The following is a 25,808-nucleotide window of genomic DNA, read 5'->3' as shown; positions in this document are numbered from 1 at the left end:
GTTCCTCGCTCGCTCAGCCAACGGAGGGGGCGGCCGCGACAGGTTCAGTCAGGATGGGGACTGTTACGCGGCGTGGCACCGCCTGAATTTGATCGGGCATCCGAACGGTTCATCGGGCGGACCATCTGGTCATCGGGCGGTAGAAATGGCGTGGCAATTTCGGCCGCCCGATCGCAATTTGCCCCGCCCGATGAATCAGTCGGATGCCCGATCATTTGTGGGGGGTGTCCCAGTGCAGCCGGCCAGCGTGGGGGTTCGACAGGCTCAGCCAGCGAGCAGGGTGCGGATGTCGTCGGGCCAGGGGAGGGCGCCGGCGGTGGGGTCGGGGCAGTGGGCGACGGTGTGGCGGCACTCGATCACCACGACGCCGTCGCGCACCACGACCGTGCCGAAGGTGGCCGAGGTGCGACCGACCCGCAGCACCCCACTGGTGACCTCGAGCTCGTCGTTGAAATAGATCCGGCCGCGATAGTCCACCTCGACGTGCACCCGCGGCGCGGAGGCGACCAGATCGGGGTGGCCGAGCGCACGCCAGAGAGCGTGTTCGCCCTCCTCCAGCCAGCGCAGGGCCGCGGCGAAGTGGTTGTGACCGGCCGCATCGGTCTCGTGCCAGGCGAGCCGCCGGGTCATCACGTGCCGCGCTCCGGTGACCTCGTCCAGCACCGCCATCGCCCGCCTCCATCCGTTGTAACACGTCCTTGACGCACGTCACTCTACCGCAATAACCTGTGTCACATGCCGACCTCCGACATCATGCTGGCCGCTCTCGAGTTGACCGAGGTGGAGCCGGAGTTGTTCGACCGCGCCTGGACCGCGCGCACCCAATACGTGCCGTGGGAGAAGGCGTACGGCGGGGACATGGTCGCCCAGGCGGCGATGGCGGCGATGGAGTCGTGTCCCGACAAGGTGATGAACTCCATGCACTCCTATTTCATGCGCCCGGTCGACATCGGCGCCGAGATCCGTTACGAGGTGGAACTGCTGCGCGACGGGCGTGGGTACGCCACTCGGCAGGTGCGCGGGGTGCAGAACGGCAAGTTCGTCTATGTCTGCCTGGCCTCGTTCCACGCCGCCCCGGAGCTGGGCGAGGTGATCCAGCCGCCCATGCCCGCCGACCTCCCCGATCCGGAATCGCTCCCGTCGTCGGCCGAATACCTGAGCGGCCGCGACGACCCCGCCTCGCGCTACTATTCCGAGGGCCGCAGCTTCGACATGCGGCACGTCCCCGGACCGATCTACTTCACGATCGAGGGGGAGCGTACGCCGCACCAGGCGATCTGGGTGAAGTCGTTCTCCCCGCTGCCCGACGGTGACAACCTGCACCGCGCGGCGCTGGCGTACGTGTGCGACTACACGATCATCGAGCCCACCCTGCGCGCGCTCGACTGGCCGTGGGAGGGCGAGGGCAAGCCGCTCACCGCCTCCCTCGACCACGCGATGTGGTTCCACCGCCCGGCTCGGGTCGACCAGTGGCTGTCGTACGCCCAGGAGTGCGCCGGTTATGGCAGCCAACGTGGCCTCGGAACGGGACGATTCTTCACCCAGGCGGGAGAACTCGTGGCCACGCTCGCCCAGGAGGCGATGATCCGCAAGCCGTGACCCGACCGGAGGCCGCGGCGGAGACCCCGGCCGCGGCCAGCCCGATCACCGAGAGGAAAGCAATGGAGCTCCACCCGACGGCCCATCAGGACACCTGCCCGCGCGACAGCCTGCCCCCCGACGAGCGCTGGCCCCGGCTCGAGTTCACGCTGCCCGAGCTCAACTATCCGGAGCGGCTGAACGCCGCCGGCGAGTTGATCGACCGGGCCGTGGCCGAGCACGGAGCCGATCGGCTGGCGCTGCTCACCCCCGACGGTGAGCGGTGGAGTTATGGCGATCTGCAGCGCCGAGCCAATCAGGTGGCGCAGGTGCTCACCGAGGATTTCGGTGTGGTGCCGGGAAATCGGGTGATGCTGCGCTCCCCGAACAACCCGTGGACCGTCGCCTGCTGGCTGGGGGTGCTGAAGGCCGGCGGGGTGGTGGTGACCACCATGTTCGCGCTGCGCGCGCACGAGATCGAGCCGCTGATCCGGGTCACCCGGCCGGTGGTGGCGATCAGCGACCACCGGTTCGTGGACGCGCTGCGGGACGCCGTGGTCGCTTCCGACTATGACCTGCGGCTGGTCACCTTCGGGGGAGACCGGGGTGACGACCTGGTTCGCCTGGCCGAGGCGAAGTCAGGAGAGTTCACCAACGTGGACACGGCTTCCGACGACATCGCCCTGTTCGGTCCGACCTCCGGGTCGACCGGCGTGCCGAAGATCACCATGCACTTCCACCGCGACATCCTGGCCAATGCCGACACGTTCGCCAAGCACGTGCTGAAACCGAGAGCAGACGACGTGTTCGCGTGTTCGGCGCCGTTCGCGTTCACGTTCGGGCTGGGGGCACTGGTGGTGTTCCCGCTGCGCGTGGGGGCCGCTTCGTTGCTCACCGAGCGAGCCACCCCGGTCGAGCTGGCCGACCTGGTCGCCGAGCACGGCGTCACCTGCCTGTTCACCGCGCCCACGGCATACCGGCAGATTCTCAAGGAACACAAGGAAGATGCGCTGAAGGGCGTACGCCGGGCCGTCTCCGCCGGAGAGCATCTGCCCGAGGACGTGTGGCACGAGGTGCACGAACGCACCGGGCTCAAGCTGATCGACGGGATCGGCGCCACCGAGCTGCTGCACATCTTCATCTCCGCCGCCGACGACGACATCCGCCCGGGAGCCACCGGGAAGCCGGTGCCGGGCTTCCGCGCCAAGATCGTCGACGCCGAGGGCATTGACGCTCCTGTCGGCGAGCTGGGCCGGCTCGCGGTGATCGGACCGATCGGTTGCCGCTATCTCAAGGACGACAGGCAACTCGACTATGTGCAGGACGGGTGGAATCTCACCGGAGACACGTTCCGGATGGATGAGGACGGCTACTTCTGGTATTCGGCTCGTTCCGACAACATGATCATCTCCTCGGGCTACAACATCGGCGGCCCCGAGGTGGAGATGGCGGTCGACCAGCATCCCGACGTGGCGGAGACGGCGGTGGTCGGTCGACCCGACCCGGACCGCGGCTCGGTGGTGTGCGCGTTCGTGGTGCTGCGTGACGGTGTGGTGGGCGATGACGCGAAGCGCAAGGAGATCCAGGACTTCGTCAAGCAACAGATCGCCCCCTACAAGTATCCGCGGGACGTGCGCTTCGTAAGCGCCCTGCCGCGCAACCCCAGCGGCAAGCTGCAGCACTTCAAGCTGCGCGAACGACTCGCCGCTGAGGCCGACACCGACAAGAACAAGTGAGGACCCAATGAAGATCGCAATCATCGGTGGCGGCCCCGGGGGGCTCTACTTCGCGGCGCTGATGAAGCAGCTGAGCGCCGACCACGACATCACCGTGTGGGAACGGAATCGACCCGACGACACGTTCGGGTTCGGGGTGGTGTTCTCCGACGAGACGTTGGGCGGCATCGGCAACGCCGATGAGGCGATCGCGCAGATGATGGCCGACCGGTTTGCCCGTTGGACCGACATCGACATCCACTACAAGGGTGAGATGGTCACCGTCGGCGGGCAGGGGTTCGCGGCGATGAGTCGCCAGGAACTGCTGGAGATGCTGCAGAAGCGGTGCGCGGACCTCAACGTGACGGTGCACTACGAGACGATGGCGCCCGACGTCGAGGAGTTGAGCGCCAGCCACGACCTGGTCGTCGCCTGCGACGGGATCAACTCGATCATCCGACCGCGGTACGCCGACAGCTTCGGTCCCACCGAGGACTGGCGCAAGTGCAAGTACATGTGGTTGGGCACCGACCTGGTGTTCGAGGCGTTCAAGTTCTTCGTCAAGGAAACCCCGTGGGGGGTGATGCAGATCCACGGCTACCCCTATTCCGACGAGGGGTCCACCTTCCTGCTGGAGATGCACGAGGACGTGTGGCGCCGCGCCGGCTTCGATCTCAACGAGCACAAGCAGTACAAGCCCGGCGAGTCGGACGAGGAGTCGATCGCCAAGCTGGCCGAGATCTTCTCCGAGGAGCTGGGCGGGCACCAGATCCTGTCCAACAACTCCCGCTGGATCACCTTCCGCACCGTGCGCAACGAGAACTGGGTGCACAACAACGTGGTGCTGCTGGGTGACGCCGCGCACACCGCCCACTTCTCCATCGGTTCGGGGACCAAGCTGGCGATGGAGGACTCGCTCGCGTTGGCGGCCTGTCTGTACGAGAACGACACCATCGAGACCGCGCTGAAGGCGTACGAGCTGGAACGCCGACCGGTGGTGGAGTCGACCCAGCGGGCCGCCCAGGCGTCCCTGGAGTGGTTCGAGGAACTGGGGCAATACGTGCACCAGGACGTGATCCCGTTCTGCTTCAACCTGCTCACCCGATCCCGGCGGATCACCTACGACAACCTCAAGGTGCGCGACCCCGAGTTCGCCCAGCGGGTGGACGAGGCGTTCGCCAAGCAGGTGGGCGCGCGCAACGTCGTCCCCGCGATGTTCCAACCGCACCGGATCGGGCAGCTCGAGCTGGCCAACCGCGTCATCGTCTCCCCGATGGACATGTATTCGGCCGTCGACGGGGTGCCCGGAGAGTTCCACCTGGTGCACCTGGGCGGCAAGGCGATGGGCGGGGCCGGGCTGGTGATGACCGAGATGGTGTGCGTGTCCGAGGACGGCAGGATCACCCCCGGCTGCGGCGGTCTCTACACCGACGAGCAGACCGCGGCGTGGCGACGGATCGTCGACTTCTGTCACGAGCACTCGCAGGCGAAGGTCGGCGTGCAGATCGGTCACTCGGGGCGCAAAGGGTCGACCAAGCTGATGTGGGAGGGAATCGACGACCCGCTGCCTGACGGCAACTGGGAGGTCGTCGGACCGTCGGCTTTGCCGTACAGCCAGAAGAACCAGGTGCCACGCGAGATGACGCGCGAGGACATGGACTGGGTGAAGGGTGAGTTCGTCGGCGCTGCGAAGCGCGCGGCCGAGGCCGGGTTCGACCTGTTGGAACTGCACTGTGCGCACGGATATCTGCTGTCGTCGTTCCTGTCGCCGATCTCCAACCGGCGCACCGATGAGTTCGGCGGCTCGCTGGAGAACCGGTTGCGCTATCCGCTGGAGGTGTTCGACGCGGTACGCGAGGCGTGGCCGGCCGAAAAGCCCATCACCGTGAGGATCTCGGCCACCGACTGGATCGAGGGCGGCAACGTCGTCGATGATGCGGTGGAGATCTCGCGCGCCTTCGTCGAGCACGGCGCGGACGGCATCGACGTGTCGTCGGGGCAGATCTCCTCCGACGAGCGGCCGGCGTTCGGGCGCTCCTATCAGACCCCGTTCGCCGACCGGATCCGCAACGAGGTGACGGCTCCCGCCGGGGCGACGGCGATCGCGGTCGGTGCCATCTCGTCCTATGACGACGTGAACTCGATCCTGCTCGCCGGTCGCGCCGACCTGTGTGCGCTGGGCCGCACGCACCTCTATGACCCGCAGTGGACCCTGCACGCCGCGGTCGAACAGGAATACGACGGTCCGGGTGCGGTGTGGCCGAATCAGTACCGTGCCGGACGGCGGAAGCCGCCGAGTGCGCGCACCGACGCGGTACGCCCCAGGCTCGCGCTGATCCAGGAGAAGGACACCGGGGAGCTGCCCACCCACGTGCGCTGGACCCCCGGAAAGGCCAACTGAGGGAGTCGTAGGGTCAGCACCGGTTGAGGACCTCGGCGACGTGGCGGGGCAGCTCGTCGCAGACGGTGAAGTGGTTGTGCCCGGGGCGGGAGTTCGGCCCGAGCACCACCTCTCCCCAGGCGTCGGCGAGCGCCCGGCTCTGACCGTGGAACGCGTCGGTCTCGAGTTCCCCCACCACGGTGAGGAACGGGGCGGAGGTGGTCGGCGCGCGGCGTACCGGAGAAAGGTCTGCAACCTCCTCATCGGTCAACGCCAGGTTCTGCTGCAGCGAGGTTTCCCGTAGCGGATCGAGATCGTAGAGCCCCGACAACCCGATCCCCGCCACGATCTCCGGGGCCTCGTCACCGACCTCGCTCCAGTCGGTGCTGTGCAGCATCGCCGCCAGATGGCCCCCGGCCGAGTGCCCCGCCACCACGAGCGGTTCGGCGTAGCGTCGGGCGACGGTCGCCACGCACCGCTGCAGCTGTTCGACGATCTGCGGCAGCCGCACGGTCGGCACCAGGGAATAGTCGGGGATCACCACTCGGCACTTGTCCTTGAGCAGTTCCGGGGCCAGATAGGAGAAATCCTCCTTGGCCAACTCCTCCCAATAGCCGCCGTGGATGAAGATGACGGTCGCCCGCGATCGGTTGGGTTCGAACACGTGCATCACCTCGTCGGCACCGTCGTCATAGGGCTCCACCCGCGGCGGATAGTTGCGGCGAGCGGAGGCGCTGGTGAGCACCCATTGCTCGTAGTAGCGGCCGCTGTGGGCGATGGTGCGCGACGGCAGGTATTCGTCGTCGGGGTCGACGTGCTCGCTGGTGGTCGGCTCGGTCATCGCATCCCTCTCGGCGGCGCTGCTCGGGAGGTTATCGGGTCACCCGATATCGGACGAAAACCGGGATGGCCGCGGCGGCGATCAGGGTGCCGACGATGACCAGCACTCCGCCGGCGATCGTTGCCGCGACTGCCCCGATCTGCGCGGCGGCGGCTCCGTGCGCGACGTCGGCGATCCGCGGTCCACCGACCACGACGACGGTGAACACCCCCTGCAGCCGTCCGCGGACCGCGTCGCTGGCGGCCTCCTGCAGCATGGTGGTGCGGAAGGCGGCCGAGGACATGTCGGCGGCGCCGCCGATCACCAGCATCACGAAGGCGACGATCAGCCACGGCAGGGCGCGTCCGCCGGCCGGCCAGCAGGCCAGCCCGAAGCCGACCATCGCCGCGCCCCAGACCACGATGGCGACCACCACGGCGAGTCCCTGGCGTTCGACCCGTGACACCCAACCGGAGAACACCCCGCCGAGCACCGCGCCGGTGGGGATGCCGGCGAACAGCAGCGCGAACGCGAGCCCGCCACCGAGCGGTCCGCCGAAGCTGAGGTGGGCGAGCTCGGGAAACAGTGCGCGCGGCATCCCGAACACCATCGCGATGATGTCGACCAGGAACGACATCAGCAGCACCGGATGTCCAGCCAGATAGACGAATCCGTCGATCACCGAGCGGATTCCGGGAGCGGTGACGACGTGCTCCGGCGGCATCGCGGGCAGCAGGACCACCGCGCGGAGCGTCGCCAAGAGGGTGAGGGTGTCCACCAGATAGAGCCAGGCGTACCCGAGCACGGGGATCAGCGCCCCGCCGACGAGCGGACCGGCGATGGCGCCGAACATCGTCACCGTCATGTTCAGCGAGTTGCCGGCCGGCAGTTGGTCGGCGGGCAGCAGCCTCGGCAGGATCGCCGCCCGGGTGGGTTGGTTGATCCCGAAGAACGCCTGCTGCAGTGCGAACACCGTGAGGATCAGCCACACGTTGCGTACGCCGAGGGCGGTGATCAGGGCGAACAGGCCGCTGGTGACGATCAACCCGACGGTGGAGAGGATGAGCAGCTTGCGCCGGTCGAACGCGTCGGCCAGCGCCCCGCCCCAGAGCCCGAACACGATCAACGGGACCAGCCCGAAGATGCCGGTGAGGCCGACGTAGGCGGAGCTCTGAGTGATCTCGTAGATCTGGGCCGGCACGGCGACGACGGTGAGCTGGGCGCCGATCACGGTGATGATGTTCGCCGTCCACAGCCGCCGGAACCGGGCGTCGCTCAGCGGACGGGTGTCGGCGAACAACGATCGCAGGCGCGCTCTGGTCGGGGGCACTCGCAGGATCGTACGCCTCGGCGCGGGTGCCGGCGGGCACGGCTCGGTGGGCGGGCTACATTGGCCCGATGAGTGAAGCTCCCGGAACCCTGGACTGGCGGCCCGCGGTCGACCACCCCGAGCTCGTGGCCGCGCCCACGGCCGACGCCCTGGCCGCGCTCGGGGTCGAGTGCCTGGTGGCGCCGATCGACGCCGAGCTGGCCGACACCGCGGCGTTCTGCGAGGCGTACGGGGTCGAGCTGGCCGAGTCGGCCAACTGCGTGGTGGTCGAGGGACGCCGCGGTGAGACGACGCGGATGGCGGCGTGCATGGTGCTCGCCACCGACCGGGCCGATGTGAACAAGACCGTGCGCAAGCACCTCGACGTGCGCAAGATCTCCTTCGCCGGCATGGAAACGGCGACCAGCCTCACCCGGATGGAATATGGCGGGATCACCCCGGTCGGGTTGCCGGCGGACTGGCCGGTGCTGGTGGACCGGCGGGTGGCCGAGGCGGGTTGGGTGGTGATCGGCGGCGGCGTACGCGGGTCGAAGCTCGCCATCCGCGGGGCCGAGCTGGCGAAGCTGCCCGCTGCGGAGGTGCTGGAGCTTGCGCAGGGCTGACGCGCCGGGTCAGTCGGCGGTCAGCAGCGGCGGTCGACGCTGGGCATACCCGGTGGCCTGTTCGAACAGTTTCGCGATGCCGAGGAGCTGGCGGTCGGCCCGTGGCCCGGCGACCAGTTGTACGCCGATCGGCCAGCCCTCGCTGCTGAAGCCGGCCGGAACGCTGATCGCGGGCATGCCGGTGGCGGTGATGTCGCTGCAGGAGCGCATCCACTCCAGATAGCCGTCCATCGGCCGGCCGTTGATCTCGGTGGGGTATTCATCGGCACCGTCGAACGGCAGCACCTGGGTGGTCGGCACCAGCAGCACGTCGTGGTTGTCGAAGAAATCCCGCACGCGTTGATAGAGCTGCTCGCCGCGCTCCACGGCGCGGGTCAGGTCGGCGACGGTCAGCCGGCGTCCGAGGGCCACGTTGTCGCGGATGGACTGCTTCACCTGGTCGGGGTCGGCGTCGACGACCGGGCCCAGTTTCGCGGCGAACTGCCACCCGCGGCGTACGCCGAAGACGTCGTTGGCGTCGCTCAGGTCCGGCATCGTCTGCTCCACCCGCGCGCCCAACCCGGCCAGCGTTTCCGCGGCCCCTTCCACTGCGGAGACGATCTGCGGGTCGACCGGCAGGGTGCCCCCGAAGTCGGCGGCGACGGCCACCCGCAGGGTGCTCGGGTCGAGTTCGGGGACGGTGGCGAAGGCCGCTCCCGGGTCGGTGAGCGATCCGGGGGCCCGCGGGTCGGGTCCGGCCAGCACCGACAGCAGCAGCGCGACGTCGTCCACGCTGCGCGCCATCGGGCCGGCGGTCGCCAAGGTGTATTGCGCGAACGGGTCCGGCCACTGCGGAACCCGCCCCGGGCTGGGACGAAGGCCCACCACGTTGCAGAACGCGGCCGGGTTGCGCAGCGATCCGCCCATGTCGCTGCCGTCGGCGAGTGGGGTCATCCCGGTGGCCAGAGCGACCGCCGCGCCGCCGGAGCTGCCGCCCGCGGATCTGCTGGTGTCATAGGGATTGCGGGTCAGGCCGAACACGGGGTTGAACGTGTGGGAGCCGGCGGCGAACTCGGGGGTGTTGGTCTTACCGAGGGTGATCGCGCCGGCAGCGTGCAGCCGTTCGATCACCAGGTCGTCGGTGTCCGGCACGTTGTCGGCGAGCAGCGGCGACCCACTGGTGGTGCGGATGCCGGCGGTGTCGTGGGTGTCCTTGTGCAGCATCGGGATGCCGTGCAGTGGTGGCAGTTGGTCGGCGTGGGCGGCATGCTCGTCGGCGCGTGTCGCCGCGTCCAGTGCCCGTTCGGCGACCAGGGTCACCACCGCGTTGACGGCGGGGTTGACCCGTTCGATCTGCTCCAGGTGGGCGGCGGTGACCTCCCGGGCGGACAGCTCCCGGGCGGCGAGGGCGCGGGCCAGTTCGGTGGCCGACAGGAAGCAGAGCTCCATGGTTCGACCGTAGCGCGGGGTCGCGATTGCTGACAGGGGCTGCCGTTAGGTTGTCACCCGTGACTGAAACCGGGAGCGGGCAGGTGCCGCTGAATCGTGCCGACCTGGTGATGGAGGGCGGCGGCGTACGCGGGGTCGCCTTCGGCGGGGTGCTGGAAGTGCTGACCGAGCGTGGATATCGGTTCGAGCGGATCGCGGGCACGTCGTCGGGTGCGCTGACTGCCGCGCTCGTGGCGGCCCTGCAGTTGGCTGGGGAGTCGGCGGCCGCGGTACGCGAAATCGCTGCCACGCTTGACCTTCGGCGGTTCCGGGATTCGGGTGCGGTGGGGAGGGCAATGGGTCCGCTGCACTCGGTGGCCGACGTGTTCTCGCTGGCGTTCGAGGGTGGGCTCTATGAGGGCGACTATCTGGTCGACTGGTTGTCGGGAGTGCTGTCGGATCTCGGGGTGCAGACGTTCGGTGACCTGCGGCGGGTGGACCAGGGGTCGGCGTTGCCGCCGGAGCAGGAGTATGCGCTGGTGGTGGTCGCCAGCGACCTGTCCCGGCGGCGGATGACGCTGTTCCCGTGGGACTGTGCGGGATATGGGCTGGACCCGGACGAGCTGTCGGTGGCCCAGGCGGTGCGGGCGTCGGCGGCGATCCCGTTCTTCTTCGAGCCGGCCAGGTTCCGGACGCCGCGAGGCACGGTGAGCCTGGTCGATGGCGGCATCCTGTCGAACTATCCGATCACCATCTTTGACCAGCCGGTGCGTTCGCAGGCCAGGTGGCCGACGATCGGGGTACGCCTGTCCGCGCGTGAGGGGGTGCGGGCGGTGGAGCCGGTGAACAACGCGCTGGAGATCGGGATGGCGCTGGTGGACACGATGATGAACGGCATCGACGCCCGGCACATCGACGACCCCGACACCATCGCCCGGACCATCTTCGTCGACAGCGGTGACGTACGCTCCACCGACTTCTCCCTCAGCCGCGACGCCCAGGAAGACCTCGTACGCCGAGGCCGTGCCGCGGCGATGAAGTGGTTGGGTGGGAACGACCCCGATGAAAAAGTCAACACGAGAAATTGAGCACAGGCGTATTCGGCTGCTCTAGCCTGGCCACATGGCACGCGGGAATCGTTTCCACCCTGACAAGAGGGACAGTCGCAGTCATCCAACGGAAGTGGATTGTGGCTAGCAGGTTGTGATCGCACCCGACGGAACTCGGCTTCTCCAGTTGAGCACCTACGGGTCGGACACTCGGGTCTCCAGAAAGAAAGGGGTCAGCCAAACCCTGCAACTTGATCGGCGCAACGCCCAAGAACTAATCAAGATCCTGCAAGACAACCTGGGGGTCTCGCGGTAGCGGCTCGGGCGTGACGACTCAATTCTTGATCGGTTGCCTGCTCGCCGATTTCCGCGTCCTTTAGCATCGTGGGCATGACCACGAGTACCCCGGTGTCCTTCGACAGCCTTCGCGGGGCGATCCTGCGGATCGATCAGGTCTATTCGGGCGGCAGCGCTGGCAATGCAGGGGATGACCCCATTTCCAAGCTCATACCCGGGGTGGGCAACATGGGTGGATTCCGCTCCATTGGCAGCATCCGGGGACAGGGCGTAAAGCTGGTCGTCCTCTACACCTCTGGCGAGGACACGGATTGGCCCGATTCCATTGACCCGGTCACCGGGGACTTTACCTATTACGGCGACAACAAGAAGCCCGGCTCAGGACTCCACGACACACCTCGCAAAGGGAATCTTCTCTTGCGCCAGGTTTTTGAGCTCACTCACGGAGGCCCTGAAGATCGAGTCAAGGTGCCACCCTTCTTGCTGTTCCAGAAGACTGCGGATGGCAGAAATGTCTTGTTCCGAGGATTGCTTGCTCCTGGGTCTTCGCGGCTGACCGCGGAAGAGGAACTCGTCGCCGTCTGGCGTACAACTCGGGAGCTGCGATTCCAGAATTACCGTGCACACTTCACTGTCTTGAACGTCGATCCGGTTTCGCGCGAGTGGATCGACGAGGTCAGGGCAGGCAACCCCCTCGGGCCTCACGCGCCCAAAGCATGGAAGCGGTGGGTGCGCGGTCGCGTCTATGATGCACTCGAGGCGAAGCGCACTGCGAAAATCCGTGACCGGGATGACCAGTACCCGCCAGGTGGCCAGGGTTTGGAACTCCTGAAGATTATCCATGAGCACTTTGCAACAAGGCCAGTTGCCTTCGAGCACTTGGCCGCGCAGATCTGGCTCCACGCTGACCGTAACGTCGATAGCGTCGATGTGACTCGTCCAAGCCGTGATGGCGGACGTGACGGTGTTGGCCAGTACCTCGTCGGGCCCCGGGCGGACCCAGTACGGATCGAGTTTGCCCTCGAAGCCAAGTGCTACGCCCCGGGGCGCAACTCCGTCGGAGTCAAAGACATGAGTCGGCTGATCTCTCGACTGAAGCATCGAGATTTCGGAGTTATGATTACAACGGCGCACGTCGCCGAGCAGGTATACAAAGAAGTGCGTGAGGATGGGCACCCGATTGTGATTCTGTCGGGACGCGACATCATCGAGGTCCTCAGCGGGATGGGTGTTAGGAGCAGCCAGGAACTGCGCGGCTACCTGACGACCAACTACAGCGGGCCCCTGGAAGAGGCGACCGTGCGGGCCGACATGGTCACACCGACGGCCAACATCGAGGTTGAAACACGCCACGTGAACCGTGGAGCCTCTGAACGATCAAACTCGGCCTAACCAAAGGACCGCGCGATCGCTTCGGCGTCCAACCGCAGCTCGCGGAACATCCCGGAGATCGGGTTGGTGAAGCCGGTGAAATAGAGGCCGGGGCGGGCCGGCGTACCCCCAACCGAGCGCGGGTGGCCGCCAGCATCCAGCACGTCGAGGTCGCCGATCAACTCCTCCAGGGCGGTGGCGTACCCGCAGGCGACGAGGACCACGTCCGGCTCCAGTCGGCGGCCGCTCTCGAGCACCACCGTGCCACCATCCTCACGCCGCCTGATGTTCCGCACGATCCCGACATCCTGCACGGGATCGTACCCTGCATAACCCCCGAATAGAGCCCACCGGCCGGCCGGGGCAGCCCGTAGGCGCGCAGGTCCGGACCCTCGATCCGCCAGAGGAACGAACCGATCGCGTCGACCAGGCGTACCGGGAGGTGGCGCACCACGATCCCGAGCAGGTTCGCGGTCACCACCGGGCCCTGGTCGCGGGCCAGGATCCACGGCGAGGTGCGCACCGAGATCCACACCCGGGACGCGCCGTGCTCATGCAGGTCGGTGGCGATCTCGGCGCCAGTGTTGCCCATTCCCACCACCAGGACACGTTTTCCGGCGTACGCCGACCCGTTGCGATAGGTCGACGCGTGCACAGGTGGAACCGACCGAGTGGGCGCGCTCCAGCGCCACCACCTCCTCCCCGCGCAGCTTCAAAGCGGCCGCCGCGGCAAGTCCGCCCGGCCCGGCTCCGATGACGATCGTGCTCACTCGGATTCTCCTGCTGCAGTGGGGAAAGGGGCGAAGTGGTCGACCGGGCCGTGGCCCCCACCGACCTCCAGCCGATCGGCCGTCGACAGCGCCGCCGTCAGCCACCGCTTCGCATCCCGCACCGTGTGCCACCAGTCGTCACGCTGGGGCCGCAGTGCGGCCAGCGCCGACGACAGGGTGCAGCCGGTGCCGTGCGTGTTCCGCGTCTCAACGCGCGTCGCCGCGAGCTGGCGTACGCCCGAATCGTCGGCCCACACGTCGATCGCCTGTGGTCCGCCCAGGTGGCCACCCTTCAGCAGCACCCGCTGGGCGCCCAACGCGCCACGCAGGTCGCTGGCCTGCGCCACCAGTTCCGCGACGTCGACCGCCTCCGATCGATCCAGCAGCACCGCCGCCTCGGCGACGTTGGGGGTGATCACCGCGGCCAGCGGCACCAGCTCCCGGATCGCTCCCACCGCGGCGTCGTCCAGCAACCGGTCCCCGCTCGTGGCGACCATCACCGGGTCCAGCACAGAGTCTGCCGACGCGAGCGGCTCCGAGGCCAAGAATTCCCGCACCACCGCCACGATCTCGGCGTTGGCCAACATGCCCAGCTTGACCGCGTCCACGCGCACATCCGCCAGCAGGGTCTGCAACTGCTCGGCCACGAACCCGGCCGGCACCACGTGCAAACCGGTCACCCCGCGCGTGTTCTGGGCGGTGAGCGCGGTGAGCACCGCCGTCCCGTAGGCCCCCAGCCGGGCGAAGGTTTTCAGGTCGGCCTGGATACCGGCGCCACCACTGGGGTCACTGCCGGCGATGCTCAACGACACGGGTGGGCGGGCCATGTCGGAAGAGTAGAGGTTTCCGGGTCGGCTGTCCCGAGTTTGGAACGCACCGTTGGCCGACCCGTGGCAGTGGGGCCGGCGAGCGCGCGCTAGGGTGGGCGAAACCCACACGGGTGCCTCCGGCAGGGGGCTGAGATCGGGCTGACGCCGCCCGGACCGTCGAACCTGTCCGGGTCATGCCGGCGAAGGAAGTGAGGACGTCTCATGCGTGAGATCCATCCCCAGCACCACCTGCACCACCTCGATACCGACGACCTGCGCGTCCCCGTGACGGCCATCTCGCTGGCCGACTCGCCGGACGGCACAGTCAACCCCGACGTGCACGTATATCGCACCGCAGGACCCGGAAGTGAACCCACCAAGGGATTGCCGCCGCGCCGCGCCGAGTGGATCGCGGCCCGCGGCGACGTCGAGGAGTACGCCGGCCGCGAGCGCAACCTGGCCGACGACGGTCGCAGCGCGGTCCGCCGGGGCGAGGCGTCCGAGGCGTGGCAGGGCGAACAGCGGGCCCCGCTGCGCGCCCGGGCCGGGCGTACCGTCACCCAGATGCGCTATGCCCGCGAGGGCACGATCACCCCGGAGATGCGGTTCGTGGCGCTGCGCGAGAACGTCGACGTCGAGCTGGTCCGCAGCGAGGTGGCCGCCGGTCGCGCGATCATCCCGGCCAACGTGAACCACCCCGAATCGGAACCGATGATCATCGGTCGGCGGTTCCTGACCAAGGTGAACGCGAACATCGGCAACTCCGCGGTCACCTCCTCGATCGCCGAGGAGGTGGAGAAGCTCACCTGGGCCACCCGCTGGGGTGCGGACACGGTGATGGATCTCTCCACCGGTGACGACATCCACACCACCCGTGAATGGATCCTGCGCAACTCCCCGGTGCCGATCGGCACGGTGCCCATCTATCAGGCGCTGGAGAAGGTGAACGGGGAGGCCGACCAGCTGACCTGGGAGATCTTCCGCGACACCGTGATCGAGCAGGCGGAGCAGGGTGTCGACTACATGACGATCCACGCCGGGGTGCTGCTGCGGTATGTGCCGATGACCGCCAACCGGGTCACCGGGATCGTCTCCCGCGGCGGATCGATCATGGCCGGCTGGTGCCTCGCGCATCACCGCGAATCGTTCCTGTACGAGAACTTCGACGAGCTGTGCGAGATCTTCGCCAGATATGACGTCGCGTTCTCACTCGGCGACGGTCTGCGTCCCGGATCGGTCGCCGACGCCAACGACGAGGCCCAGCTGTCGGAGTTGCGCACCCTCGCCGAGCTGACCGAGCGGGCGTGGGCGTACGACGTGCAGGTGATGGTCGAGGGACCGGGACACGTCCCGCTCGACCTGGTCGAGGAGAACGTGCGCCTGCAGCAGGAGTGGTGCCACGGCGCCCCCTTCTATACCCTCGGCCCGCTGGTCACCGACATCGCACCGGGCTATGACCACATCACCTCGGCGATTGGCGCCGCGGTGATCGCCCAGCACGGCACGGCGATGCTGTGCTATGTCACCCCGAAGGAACACCTCGGCCTGCCGAACCGCGACGACGTGAAGACCGGTGTGATCACCTACAAGATCGCCGCCCACGCAGCGGACGTGGCCAAGCGGCACCCCGGAGCCCGGGTGCGCGACGACGCGATGTCGAAGGCCCGCTTCGAGTTCCGCTGGCACGACCAGTTCGCCCTCTCCCTCGATCCGGAGACTGCGATGGCCTACCACGACGAGACGCTGCCCGCGGAGCCGGCCAAGACCGCCCACTTCTGCTCCATGTGCGGCCCCAAGTTCTGCTCGATGCGGATCAGCCAGGACATCCGCGATGCCTATTCCGACCGGATGGACGAGGTGGAGCGCGAGGCCGGCATGGCGCAGAAGTCCCGGCAGTTCGTCGAGCTCGGCAAGCGGGTCTACCTCGAGCCGGAGGTCGCCGGCACCCAGGCCGAACGGTGACCGTGAGCCAGGCCGGAGGGGCCGGTGCCGCGGTGCGACCCGCGGTGCTGCCCCCGGCCGGGCGGGCCGCCCTGCGCGGCGGGGTGGTCGGGAACTACGTCGACCAGTTGCACATCTTCCTGCCGCTGGTGGCGCTCGCCCCGGCGCTGAAGACCGTCGCCGGCCCGCACGCGGCAGCCGGCACCGGGGCGTTGGTGGTGATGGCGATGCTGATCGGCCGCCCGATCGGGGGCATGGTGTTCGGCCCGATCGCGGACCGGCTGGGGCGTACCCGGACCACCCGGATCGCCATCGCCGGCACCGCCGCGTGCGCGCTCGGAATCGCCGCAATGCCAACCCACCAAATGATCGGCGGCTTTTCGATCGCAGGCATCCTGTTGCTGCGGTTCCTCGGCGGGGTGTTCATCGCGGGGGAGTACAGCGCCGCGATCCCCCTGGCGATGGAGTGGTCGCGCCCCTCGCAGAGGGGACTGGTCTCGGGCCTGATCATGTCGATGGCGCCCTGGGCCCAGGCGAGCATCGCCTTCGCCACGGCGGGGCTGCTGGTGGGCCTCGGGCCGCAGGCGTACGCCGACTGGGGCTGGCGGCTCGCCTTCGTCGCCGGCGCGCTGGGGTCGCTCGGGATGCTGCTCTACTACCGGCGGGTGCGGGACGCCCTCGAGATGGGTGGGGGTTCCCCTCGACACGTCGGTCATTGCTCCGCTCCGGGGCGCAGGCCCGACCCACTGGGTGACGGTGGGGAACGTGGGTTGCGGGCGGTGATGTTCGGGGCGTACGCCGGGCACTTCTGGCGACTGTTCGCGCTGATGACCGGACTGTGGTTCCTGACCCAGATGACGGTGATCGTGCTGGCCGGGCGGGTCGGCCCAGACACCGGGATCGGCGCCACCGCCGCGTCGACGGTGATGGGGATCGCCGCGGTCGGACAGGCGGCGGTCATGGGCCTCACCGGGCACCTGTCCACCCTGACCGGCAGGCGACGATTCTTTGTGTTGTGGGGAATCCTGTCCGTGGTCGGTGCCCCGCTGGTGTGGCTGTGGACGCTGGGCCAGCACACGCTGCTGCCGATCGCCGCGGGCGCGGTGCTGGTGCAGGTGCTGACCGTGTGCGGCTACGGTCCGATCGGGGCCTACCTGTCCGAGGCGTTCCCGGCGCCGGTGCGCTCCACCGGATATGGCACCGCCTATAGCCTGTCGATCGTGATCCCGGCGCTCTATCCGTTCTATCTGCCGACCCTTGAGGGGGTGCTCGGCCACCAGAGCGCGGTGATGGCGCTGATCGTGCTCGGGGGATTGCTGGTGGCGGTCAGCGGCGGGCTGGGCCCGGCCGTCTCGGCGCGGGAGCTGCGCGATGGGTGAGTTGAGCGAGGTGGTCGCCGCCGTTCGGGAACGTCGCCCGCTGGTGCACTGCCTCACCGCGGCCGTGACGATGAACTTCGTCGCCGACGCGCTGCTCGCCGCCGGTGCGCGGCCGATGATGACCGAGACCGAGGCCGAGGCGCCCACCCTGGCCACGGCGGCCGACGCGATGCTGATCAACCTCGGTTCGCTGAGTGACGACGGGGCGGCCGGGATCCCTGCCGCGGCGGGAGTTGCGGTCGAACGGGGACTCCCGTGGGTGTTGGATCCGGTGGCCGTCGGGCTGGCGCCGGTGCGTACGCCGTTGGCTCGGCAGCTGCTCGAGTTGCGGCCCACGGTGGTGAAGGGGAACGCCTCGGAGGTGCTCGCCCTGGCCGGGGGGCGTGCCGGCGGATCAGGGCCCGACGCCACCGACACCGTCGCCGACGCGTCCCAGGCCGCGGACGCGCTCGCGCAGCGGCACGGCTCGCTGGTCGCGGTCACCGGTGAACAGGATCTGGTGACCGACGGTTCGCGCACCGGGATGCTGGACCGCGGACACCCGTCGTTGGCCCGAGTCACCGGGACGGGGTGCGCGCTGGGCGGACTGCTGGCCGCCTGCCTGGCCGTCGCCGAACCGTGGCCGGCGACGCTCGCCGCCATCAGCTGGCTCACCCTGGCGGCGGAGGACGCAGCGGAACTGAGCCGGGGTCCGGGGAGCTTCAAGATCGCGTTGCTCGACCAGTTGGCGTTGCTGGAGCCGGATTCCGTGGATGAGCGGGTCGGGTTGCGGTGAGGTCGGCTCGGCTCTGACTCGCTCAGCCGGCGTGGGGGTGGCTTCGACATGCTCAGCCGGCGTGGGGGGTGGCTTCGACAGGCTCAGCCAGGGTTTGGGGCTCAGTCAGCGGTGGGGAGGTGGCCGGTGACGGCTTGCCAGGCCAGGCGGCGGTCGGAGCGGGGGTCGGATTCGACGCGAGGGTCGCGGTCGAAGATCATCGTGCAGCGATCCTCGAGCCGGTACGGCGGCCAGTCGTCCATCGGGCGCTGGTGGTGGGCGAAGTGCAACCACTGGTCCTGCATGGTCGCGGTCAGCCCCTCGTAGTGCCCGCGGCCGCCGAGCGCGGTCATGAACCGGCCGATCTCGTTGTCATAGATTCCGAACACGGGCAGCAATTCCCCGCCGTGGGTGGCGTTCACGCCCATCATGTTCATCAGTCGCGGCGCATAGTCATAGCGGTAGGCGAAAGTGGGGGCATGGCAGCTGTGCGCCTCCATCACCTCGACCGAGGGATACCAGAACGCGCCGTCCCCGGCCAGGTCGGCCAGCGCGCCCCGCTTCGGATAGCCCGGATAGATCTCGCGCAGCTGGGTCGCCGGCGGGGTCTCGTCCCCCTCCGCGTCGTCGGGATCCCCCACCTGGTCGACGAACGAGTGCGCTTTGGTGACCATCTGCTTCCAGGTCGGTTTCAGGCTCGGGTGGGTGGGGGAGAAGTGCGAGAACAACGTCCCCTCCCGGTCGCAGGTGCCGATCACCAGCGGTACCGGAATCCCTTCCCCGTCAGCGATCGCTGGCACCGGAAGCCGCGGAACCAGGTCGCCGTCCACCACCGGCACCACCGGAATCGCCGACGGCTCGTCGCGCAACCCGGCCGCCGACAATCGGGAGAGCGCCAGGCTCAGCTCGGCCGGGGTGACCTCCTCCAGCAGGGCCCGCACCTCGTCCCCGTCGTCGGGGTTCGCCACCAGATAGCCGAGAAACTCCCGCGCCCACCGGTGCGCCTGCTCAAGGTGCGGCACCACCCGAGGCGCGGAACTCTGCGCGATCGCGCCGGCGAACAATCCCTCCGCCCGCGGGCACGAGAGCAGGGTGGTGATCGAGATGGCTCCGGCGGATTCGCCGAAAACCGTCACCCGGTTGGGATCCCCGCCGAACAAGGAGATGTTCCGCTGGACCCACTCCATCGCCGCCAGCTGGTCCCGCAGCCCCAGATTGGACTCGATCGGACGCTGCGCGGTGGCGTACTCGTCAAAGTGCATCCAGCCCAGCGCCCCGAGCCGATAGTTGAGCGAGACGTAGACGACCTGACCGCGGCGGACCAGCTGTGATCCGTCGTAGGCCGGATCCGATCCGGCACCGTTGACGAACGCGCCCCCGTGGATGAAAACCATCACCGGCAGGGAATCAGCGCTCGGCTCCGCCGGTGCGGTGATGTTCAGGGTGAGGCAGTCCTCGGACTGGGGCGTACGCCGCTGCGCGCCGCTGCCGAGCCCGGCCGAGCGAGGCTGCGCGCAGATCGGCCCGAACCGGTCGGCCTCGCGGAAACCCTGCCACGGTTGGACCGGCTGCGGGGCGCGCCAGCGGAACTCGCCCACCGGCGCAGCGGCGAACGGTACGCCACGCCAGTGCGCCACCTCGTCGCCGGCGACGCCGCGCAACCACCCGTCAGGGGTCTGGATCTCCAGTGCCCGCATCACTCCCGCTCCTCGCTCCGACAGCGCCTGCTCCACGGCCGAGTCTGCCACCGGCGGAAAACCCCTTGTCGCCGAGCCGCGATCGACCTAGCGTTGACCGCACGCAGGAAAGGAGGTGGTCCGACCGATGAATGATCAACGGACTTGTGAGGTGGCTCGCCGCTGAGGCGTCCACACCCCCGACCGGGGGTTGGACTGCGTGGCGAATCCACACGAGCCACCGGCCCGCGGGTGTCGGCCCAGTCCACCGACGAACACGCCCGCGGGTCCCCAATCCCCGCTCGTTTCAAGCGACCGACCCCCGGGTGAAGCGGAGTGAGCCGGACCGGAAACCCATTTACGGTGAGGTAGCTTGTCTCCTTGGCGAGGCAGGTTGGGACTGGGGCGCCCGGGACAGCACCCGGTCGCCGGGGAAGGGGGGCGAATGGCGGATCATCACCCGGACATGTCTGGCGACATCCCGGTGTCGGCGCTGCTGTCGGAGTTGATGGCGGGCGAACCGACCACGGTCGAGGTGCTGTCTCGAGTGGTCCGTTTCACCGTCCGGCTGCTGGAACGGGTCGACGGGGCCAGCATCACCATCTTCGGTGACGACATGAAGCCCTACACGATGGTCGCCTCCGACGCGTGGGTCGAACGGGCCGACGAACTCCAGTACAAGACCCAGCAGGGCCCCTGCATCGAGGTGGCCGCCACCTCGGCCCCGACTTCTGGTGCGGGCGATCTGGCCCAGAACGGTCATTGGCCGGTGTTCGGCCCCCAGGTCGCCGACCTCGGGATCGGGGCGCTGCTGGCTGCCGGACTTTGCGGACACCCCGACCCGGCGCGCCCCGACAGCCCACCCGGAGCGCTCAACCTCTATTCCTTCACCCCTTATGCGTTCACCGACGGTGACCGCGACCAGGCCGTGCTGATCGCCGGCATCGCGGGGATGGGGGTGCGCCTGGCGGAGGCGCGAGCCACGGCGGACCGGCTCCGGGAGGCGATCACCTCCCGCGACGTGATCGGTCAGGCCAAGGGCATCCTGATGGAGCGGCACGGCGTGGACGAGCAGCAGGCGTTCGCGATCCTGCGCCGGGCGTCCAATCACCTGAACGTGAAGCTGCGCGACATCGCCGAGGAGTTGGCGACCGAGCGCGGGCGCCCCGTCAACGGCACCGGCAGAGTCGTCGCCCTGGCCGACCCGGACAGATGACCCGGTAGCGGGCCGCGCCGGCCTAAGCCGGACCTTCCTTGTTAACTCACGGGGGGTGTGCTTCCCTTGAGGTATAGGCGTGGTCCAACAGTGGTGCCCCGTATGAGCTGCTGTTCTCAGAGGGGACCTGCGATGTCATCGCTCCCAACTCGTGTTGCTGTCCGCGATCAACTCAACGTGGCGATGGATGACTTGTTGGCGGAGTCGGAACACGGCCCCTCCCAGGCCGACCGCGAGGCCGCTGTCGTCGCCGCACTCCCGCTCGCCGAGTCCATCGCCCGGCGCTATCGTGGGCGTGGCGTGGACCATGACGACCTGCTCCAGGTGGCCCGGCTGGGCCTGGTGAAGGCTGTGCGCGGCTATCGTCCCGGATCTCCGGCCGGTTTCACGGCGTACGCGGTCCCGACGATCGTCGGTGAGGTCAAGCGCCACTTCCGTGACCACGAGTGGTTGGTACGCCCCCCGCGGGCCCTGCAGGAACTGCAGGGTGAGGTCTCCCGGGAACGCCTCCACCTCGGGCAACAACTCGGCCGCTCGGCCACGGACGACGAGGTGGCCGAGGTCCTCGGGATCACTCCGGGCCGGGTGCGCGACGCGAATCTGAGCCGCCGGGCGTACTCGGCGGCCCCTAGCGGTCCGGAGGAACTGCTCCAGGTGGCCGCCCACGAGGACCAGTACGAGCGGGTGCTCGACCGGGCCCACCTGCGCCGGGTGCTCGCCGGGCTGTCCGACCGGGACGCCGCCCTGTTCCGGATGAGGTTCATCGAGGAGCGCAGCCAGGCCGACATCGGTGCCGAGCTCGGTGTCAGCCAGGTGCAGGTGTCGCGACTGCTGACCAAGTTGCTGAACCGTCTGCGGATCCTGCTCGAGCCGGAGGGGTCAACCCAGCATCGTGCCGGCTGAACCGGAGCAAGCCGAACTGTCCCATCGCTCGCTCAGCACCAGTTCACCCTCGGGGCGGGCGGCCAGACAGTTGCGCACCAGCAGCGGCGCCGGGCACTCGGCGGCGAGGAAGAGCAACCACTCGGCATAGTCGGAGTGCCGCAGCGTGCCGAACAGGTGGCGCCAGGTGTCCGCGTCCAGTTCGCTGCCGTCCGGTGCCTGCTCCAGCAACCAACTGAGCCGACCCCGGACACGCAGCGGCATCTCCGTCATGGCTCCGACCGTCAGCCGCAGTTCCTGATCCAGGGCCCGGGCCGCCCGGGCCTTGGTGTGGCCGAGTTCGTCCAACCTGGCGGCCAGCGTCCCACCGGTCACCCGGTGGGTGCCGCGGGGAAAGAGCGCCAGCACATCGGCGACCCCCTCCCGCGACAACGGCAGGGGGGTGTCATCCATCAGCAGTACGCGCGACGCGCCGGGCGGCCCGATCACAGGTGTCTACTCCTCAGCCAGGGGGGTGATGACCGTGAGTTACCCCCCACTCGGGAGGGTGATACCTGATGCCGCGATCACGCCCCGGCGGCCCCCACGGCGGCGCTCAGCGGCGGGTAGAGCCCCGCGTTCGCGGCCAACAGGAAGGTCGCGTCCTCATGCTCTCCGTGGGGACCGCCGCCGACCGTGCCGCCCGCTTCGCGGACGACCAGGGAGCCGGCCGCGTGATCCCACGGGTGCAGTCCCGATTCGTAGTAGCCGTCCAGTCGTCCGGCCGCCACGGCGCACAGGTCCAGGCTGGCCGCGCCGATCCGCCTGATGTCACGGACCTGCCCGATCAGCCGGGCCACCAGCTCCGCCTGCTCGGTGCGCCGCTCGGCGCTGTAGCTGAATCCGGTGCCGATCAGGGCGGTGGCGAGATCGTGCTTCGGTTCGAGGTGGAGCCGTTGGCCGTTACGGGTCGCGCCCTGGTCGGCCGCTGCGGCGTACACCTCGTGTGCGGCCGGGGCGGCGACGCAACCAGCGAGCGTGTGCCCGCCCGCGCCGACCGGTCCCTCGACGACCGCCACCGACACGGCCCAGGCGGGCAGTTGGTAGAGGTAGTTGACCGTGCCGTCGATCGGGTCCACCACCCAGGTCAGCCCGGACCCGCGATCGCCCGAATCGGAGCGGCCTTCCTCCTCGCCGAAGAACCCGTCGGCGGGTCGCAGCCGGGCCAGCTCCGCGCGCAGGTACGCCTCGGTGGCCCGGTCCGCGGCGGTCACCACATCGGTGGGGCTCGACTTCAGGTCGGCCACCTCGACGCCTTCCAGCCGACTCCGGTACGCCGACTCCGCGGCCGTCGTCGCCAGGCGTACGGCCAGGTCCCGCAACTCATCGCTCACCCCTCGACTCTGCCACGGGCCTGCTAGCTAGGCTTCGGGGCATGATGCAGAACCTCCGCGAGTACATCGATCGACTGCGGGCAGAGGGCTACACCGTGCGGGGCGGCAAGGACGAGGATCCGGATCTGATCGACCCGGGCGGCAACGCCGTGCAGACGTGGGAGGAGGACTATCCCTACGAGCGCCGGATGGATCGCGACGAATACGAGGAAACCAAGTATCTGTTGCAGATCGAGCTGCTCAAGGTGCAGTACTGGTCGGAGGACAACGACCTGCGCCACATCATCGTGTTCGAGGGCCGCGACGCCGCCGGCAAGGGTGGCACGATCAAGCGGTTCACCGAGCACCTGAACCCGCGTGGTGCGCGGGTGGTGGCGCTGAACAAGCCGAACGACCGCGAGCGCGGGCAGTGGTACTTCCAGCGTTACATCGAGAACTTCCCGACCTTCGGCGAGCTCGTGCTGTTCGACCGCTCCTGGTACAACCGGGCCGGGGTGGAGCGGGTGATGGGGTTCTGCACCAACGACGAGTATGAGCAGTTCATGCGCCAGGCGCCCGTGTTCGAGGAGATGATCGTCAACTCCGGCATCCACCTGACCAAGTTCTGGTTCTCCGTCACCCAGGCCGAGCAGCGCACCCGGTTCGCGATCCGCCAGATCGACCCGGTACGCCGCTGGAAGCTGTCGCCGATGGACCTCGAGTCGCTGGACAAGTGGGAGGCGTACACCGACGCCAAGGAGCAGATGTTCCTGCGCACCGACACCGACTGGGCGCCGTGGACGACGATCAAGTCCAACGACAAGAAGCGCGCCCGGCTCGAGGCGATGCGGGCGTACCTGTCGCAGTTCGACTATCCGGACAAGAACCACCAGGTGATCGGCAAACCGGACCCGAAGATCGTCCGCCGCGGTCGCGAAGCCGTCGGGGATTAGGGCGTTTGCCTGTCCTGCCAGACGCTCGCCGCCCGTAGACTCGCCACCATGGCTGAGCTGAGCTTCGCGGACGTGATGGACGACTCGATCCTGGTCTATGTCGAGGATCATGAGGCGTTCGTCGCCTGGTTGGAGGACCAGACCGGGGGAGGTGTGGGGCAGACGGCGGTCGATCTGGAGAAGCAGCAGATCACCTATCTGCCGAAGCTGCACAAGCGGGATGAGGTGGTGGCCCGGATCCATCTGCTCGGGTCGGTCGCCGAGTCGCCCCGCTCGGCGCTGTGGGCGTGGGCCAACCCCGCCTTCGCGGACTCGCCGGCCGCCCAGATGTCCACCCGGGTCAGGGAGTTCGGCGAATCCCGCGGGATCCGCGAGCTGACCACCGGCGAGATCGTCATCCCCGATCAGGGCGGCGATGAAGAACTGGCCGGCTGGGCCACCCGGATCGCGGCGGTGTCCTGCCGGATCATCGGCATCCCCACCGCCCAGGTGATGGCGACCGGCTCCACCCGCGTGGTGATGCTCGTCGACCCGGCCGGCTTCAGCCCGCCGCCGCCGTCGGGCATCACCTTCCCGCGGTTCCTCACGACGACCCTGCAGGCCGGCTGGATCACCGATCACCGACGCGCGGTGCAGGGGTACGCCCAGGCCCGCAATCTGCCCTACGGCTGGGAACCCGGCTTCACGGCGCTGAACCTCGGCTTCCCCGAGGGCAACGTCCGCGTCGGCTTCGACGAGCAGGGCCGGGTCGGCCAGATCGACGCCCAGTTCGGGCCGCAGGGGCCCGGTGTGCAGCAGGGGCCGGGTCCGCAGGGTCACTGACCCGGCAGCCCACCCGCCCAGTCGGGCGCCGGCCGGCGTACCGCCTCGGTGAGCCGAGCCAGATAATCCTTCCGGTCGATCTCCACCACCCCCAGGCTGGCCAGGTGCTCGGTCTGCCACTGCACGTCCAACAGCCGGGGTACGCCGTCGGCGGCGAGCAGGCGTACCAGGTGCACCAGCGCCACCTTGGACGCGTCGCGGCCATGGTCGGGGTCGTGAAACATCGACTCCCCGGCGAACAGCCCGCCGATGCCGACCCCGTAGAGACCGCCGACGAGCCGGTCGGTGCCGTCCCACACCTCCACCGAGTGGACCACCCCGGCACGGTGCAGATCGCCATAGACGATGCGGATGTCGTCGTCGATCCAGCCGGAGTCGCGGCGCGGATCGGCGCAGCCCTCAAGCACCTGCTCGAACGCCCGGTCGTGGCTCACCCGATAGCGCTTGAGCGATTTGCGCAGCGAGCGGGTCACCCGCAATCCGTCCAGCGGCAGGATCCCGCGCTGTACCGGCGAGAACCATCCGGTCATCCCCCCTTTCAGCGGCATCGGGAAGACGCCCTCGCGACAACCGGTCACCACCGTCGCGGCGTCGAACCCGTCCGACAGCCCGACCAGGTCCGAGCCGGGCCAGGTCGCCGGGGAGCCGAACATCAGCATCTGGCCAGTGTGCCAGCCACGCCCGGGCGTGCCGAAAGGTGGAGGC

At 68.7% G+C, this 25,808-nt stretch carries 25 protein-coding genes and 1 riboswitch; of the genes, 13 read left to right on the top strand and 12 right to left on the bottom strand.

Annotated elements, in window-relative coordinates; translation table 11 throughout:
• Positions 1–264: 264 nt before the first annotated feature.
• Complete coding sequence (locus tag CGZ93_RS00795) at positions 265–669, bottom strand: acyl-CoA thioesterase (protein WP_094362243.1); 405 nt, start codon at positions 667–669, stop codon at positions 265–267.
• A 66-nt stretch (positions 670–735) separates the two neighbouring features.
• Between CGZ93_RS00795 and CGZ93_RS00790 the strand changes: the two genes are divergently transcribed.
• Genes CGZ93_RS00790 through CGZ93_RS00780 form a run of 3 tightly spaced genes read left to right on the top strand, consistent with a single transcriptional unit; the run spans position 736 to position 5,694 of the window.
• Positions 736–1,599, top strand: a complete 864-nt coding sequence (locus CGZ93_RS00790; RefSeq protein WP_094362242.1) for an acyl-CoA thioesterase — start codon at positions 736–738, stop codon at positions 1,597–1,599.
• Entirely contained in the window at positions 1,596–3,314 is a 1,719-nt protein-coding gene (locus CGZ93_RS00785) for an AMP-binding protein (protein ID WP_229117103.1), read from the top strand. Before CGZ93_RS00790 ends, CGZ93_RS00785 begins: the two co-directional genes overlap by 4 nt.
• 7 nt (positions 3,315–3,321) lie before the next feature.
• Positions 3,322–5,694 (top strand): bifunctional salicylyl-CoA 5-hydroxylase/oxidoreductase, encoded by a 2,373-nt coding sequence (locus CGZ93_RS00780; protein WP_094362241.1) that lies wholly within the window; start codon positions 3,322–3,324, stop codon positions 5,692–5,694.
• A 13-nt stretch (positions 5,695–5,707) separates the two neighbouring features.
• Here CGZ93_RS00780 and CGZ93_RS00775 read toward each other — a convergent pair whose 3' ends face one another.
• Together CGZ93_RS00775 and CGZ93_RS00770 are read right to left on the bottom strand one after the other, a co-directional pair.
• Positions 5,708–6,514: an alpha/beta hydrolase gene (locus CGZ93_RS00775; RefSeq protein WP_094362240.1), complete on the bottom strand. Its 807-nt coding sequence runs from the start codon at positions 6,512–6,514 to the stop codon at positions 5,708–5,710.
• Positions 6,515–6,545: 31 nt separating this feature from the next.
• A complete protein-coding gene (locus tag CGZ93_RS00770) occupies positions 6,546–7,823 on the bottom strand; it encodes an MFS transporter (RefSeq protein ID WP_229117102.1) in 1,278 nt (425 codons plus the stop codon).
• A 68-nt stretch (positions 7,824–7,891) separates the two neighbouring features.
• On the opposite strand from CGZ93_RS00770, the gene CGZ93_RS00765 reads away from it, so the two are divergent.
• Positions 7,892–8,425 (top strand): YbaK/EbsC family protein, encoded by a 534-nt coding sequence (locus CGZ93_RS00765; RefSeq protein WP_094362239.1) that lies wholly within the window; start codon positions 7,892–7,894, stop codon positions 8,423–8,425.
• A gap of 9 nt (positions 8,426–8,434) precedes the next feature.
• Here the strand turns inward: CGZ93_RS00765 and CGZ93_RS00760 are convergent, their stop codons facing one another.
• Complete coding sequence (locus tag CGZ93_RS00760; RefSeq protein WP_094362238.1) at positions 8,435–9,853, bottom strand: amidase; 1,419 nt, start codon at positions 9,851–9,853, stop codon at positions 8,435–8,437.
• 59 nt (positions 9,854–9,912) lie between these two features.
• Here CGZ93_RS00760 and CGZ93_RS00755 point away from each other — a divergent pair, with 59 nt between their 5' ends.
• Both CGZ93_RS00755 and CGZ93_RS00745 read left to right on the top strand, forming a co-directional pair.
• Positions 9,913–10,920 (top strand): patatin-like phospholipase family protein, encoded by a 1,008-nt coding sequence (locus CGZ93_RS00755; protein WP_094362237.1) that lies wholly within the window; start codon positions 9,913–9,915, stop codon positions 10,918–10,920.
• 351 nt (positions 10,921–11,271) lie between these two features.
• On the top strand, positions 11,272–12,570 hold the full coding sequence (locus CGZ93_RS00745; protein WP_094362236.1) for a restriction endonuclease: 1,299 nt from the start codon (positions 11,272–11,274) through the stop codon (positions 12,568–12,570).
• Here CGZ93_RS00745 and CGZ93_RS00740 read toward each other — a convergent pair.
• From CGZ93_RS00740 to thiD, 4 genes are read right to left on the bottom strand one after another with little or no spacing between them, the layout of a single operon-like run.
• Positions 12,567–12,845 (bottom strand): hypothetical protein, encoded by a 279-nt coding sequence (locus tag CGZ93_RS00740; RefSeq protein ID WP_176451577.1) that lies wholly within the window; start codon positions 12,843–12,845, stop codon positions 12,567–12,569. The two genes, CGZ93_RS00745 and CGZ93_RS00740, sit on opposite strands and share 4 nt — an antisense overlap.
• Positions 12,728–13,204, bottom strand: a complete 477-nt coding sequence (locus CGZ93_RS19965) for an NAD(P)/FAD-dependent oxidoreductase (RefSeq protein WP_407643910.1) — start codon at positions 13,202–13,204, stop codon at positions 12,728–12,730. Before CGZ93_RS19965 ends, CGZ93_RS00740 begins: the two co-directional genes overlap by 118 nt.
• Positions 13,101–13,319 (bottom strand): NAD(P)-binding protein, encoded by a 219-nt coding sequence (locus CGZ93_RS19960; RefSeq protein WP_407643909.1) that lies wholly within the window; start codon positions 13,317–13,319, stop codon positions 13,101–13,103. Before CGZ93_RS19960 ends, CGZ93_RS19965 begins: the two co-directional genes overlap by 104 nt.
• Complete coding sequence (thiD, locus tag CGZ93_RS00730; protein ID WP_094362234.1) at positions 13,316–14,146, bottom strand: bifunctional hydroxymethylpyrimidine kinase/phosphomethylpyrimidine kinase; 831 nt, start codon at positions 14,144–14,146, stop codon at positions 13,316–13,318. The genes CGZ93_RS19960 and thiD overlap by 4 nt, the downstream gene beginning before the upstream one ends.
• A 99-nt stretch (positions 14,147–14,245) precedes the next feature.
• Positions 14,246–14,354: riboswitch (TPP riboswitch) on the top strand.
• Between thiD and thiC the strand changes: the two genes are divergently transcribed.
• From thiC to thiM, 3 genes are all read left to right on the top strand, one after another.
• On the top strand, positions 14,351–16,090 hold the full coding sequence (gene thiC / locus CGZ93_RS00725) for a phosphomethylpyrimidine synthase ThiC (protein ID WP_094362233.1): 1,740 nt from the start codon (positions 14,351–14,353) through the stop codon (positions 16,088–16,090). Its footprint overlaps the riboswitch before it by 4 nt.
• Before the next feature lie 2 nt (positions 16,091–16,092).
• The gene (locus tag CGZ93_RS00720) at positions 16,093–17,448 is read left to right on the top strand and encodes an MFS transporter (RefSeq protein ID WP_229117101.1); all 1,356 of its coding nucleotides are present in this window, start codon (positions 16,093–16,095) and stop codon (positions 17,446–17,448) included.
• On the top strand, positions 17,441–18,223 hold the full coding sequence (gene thiM / locus CGZ93_RS00715) for a hydroxyethylthiazole kinase (protein WP_094362232.1): 783 nt from the start codon (positions 17,441–17,443) through the stop codon (positions 18,221–18,223). The genes CGZ93_RS00720 and thiM overlap by 8 nt, the downstream gene beginning before the upstream one ends.
• A 101-nt stretch (positions 18,224–18,324) precedes the next feature.
• Here thiM and CGZ93_RS00710 read toward each other — a convergent pair whose 3' ends face one another.
• Positions 18,325–19,950 (bottom strand): carboxylesterase/lipase family protein, encoded by a 1,626-nt coding sequence (locus tag CGZ93_RS00710; RefSeq protein ID WP_229117100.1) that lies wholly within the window; start codon positions 19,948–19,950, stop codon positions 18,325–18,327.
• Between the two features lie 373 nt (positions 19,951–20,323).
• On the opposite strand from CGZ93_RS00710, the gene CGZ93_RS00705 reads away from it, so the two are divergent.
• Positions 20,324–21,094: a GAF and ANTAR domain-containing protein gene (locus tag CGZ93_RS00705; protein WP_094362230.1), complete on the top strand. Its 771-nt coding sequence runs from the start codon at positions 20,324–20,326 to the stop codon at positions 21,092–21,094.
• A 195-nt stretch (positions 21,095–21,289) separates the two neighbouring features.
• A complete protein-coding gene (locus CGZ93_RS00700) occupies positions 21,290–21,997 on the top strand; it encodes a sigma-70 family RNA polymerase sigma factor (RefSeq protein WP_176451576.1) in 708 nt (235 codons plus the stop codon).
• Here CGZ93_RS00700 and CGZ93_RS00695 read toward each other — a convergent pair.
• The gene (locus CGZ93_RS00695; protein WP_141211020.1) at positions 21,974–22,429 is read right to left on the bottom strand and encodes a hypothetical protein; all 456 of its coding nucleotides are present in this window, start codon (positions 22,427–22,429) and stop codon (positions 21,974–21,976) included. The two genes, CGZ93_RS00700 and CGZ93_RS00695, sit on opposite strands and share 24 nt — an antisense overlap.
• 113 nt (positions 22,430–22,542) lie before the next feature.
• Positions 22,543–23,349 carry an inositol monophosphatase family protein gene (locus CGZ93_RS00690; protein WP_094362227.1) on the bottom strand — a complete coding sequence of 269 codons (807 nt, stop codon included), beginning with the start codon at positions 23,347–23,349 and terminating at the stop codon, positions 22,543–22,545.
• A gap of 41 nt (positions 23,350–23,390) precedes the next feature.
• On the opposite strand from CGZ93_RS00690, the gene ppk2 reads away from it, so the two are divergent.
• Both ppk2 and CGZ93_RS00680 read left to right on the top strand, forming a co-directional pair.
• A complete protein-coding gene (ppk2, locus tag CGZ93_RS00685) occupies positions 23,391–24,281 on the top strand; it encodes a polyphosphate kinase 2 (protein WP_094362226.1) in 891 nt (296 codons plus the stop codon).
• A gap of 48 nt (positions 24,282–24,329) precedes the next feature.
• The gene (locus CGZ93_RS00680) at positions 24,330–25,103 is read left to right on the top strand and encodes a DUF6882 domain-containing protein (RefSeq protein WP_094362225.1); all 774 of its coding nucleotides are present in this window, start codon (positions 24,330–24,332) and stop codon (positions 25,101–25,103) included.
• On the opposite strand, the gene aat is transcribed toward CGZ93_RS00680, so the two are convergent.
• Positions 25,097–25,762, bottom strand: a complete 666-nt coding sequence (gene aat / locus CGZ93_RS00675; protein WP_094362224.1) for a leucyl/phenylalanyl-tRNA--protein transferase — start codon at positions 25,760–25,762, stop codon at positions 25,097–25,099. The genes CGZ93_RS00680 and aat overlap by 7 nt on opposite strands.
• Positions 25,763–25,808 lie beyond the last annotated feature (46 nt).

It is taken from the genome of Enemella dayhoffiae, assembly GCF_002250625.1.
Lineage (GTDB): Bacteria > Actinomycetota > Actinomycetes > Propionibacteriales > Propionibacteriaceae > Enemella > Enemella dayhoffiae.
This window is presented reverse-complemented; position numbering and strand designations above follow the sequence as displayed.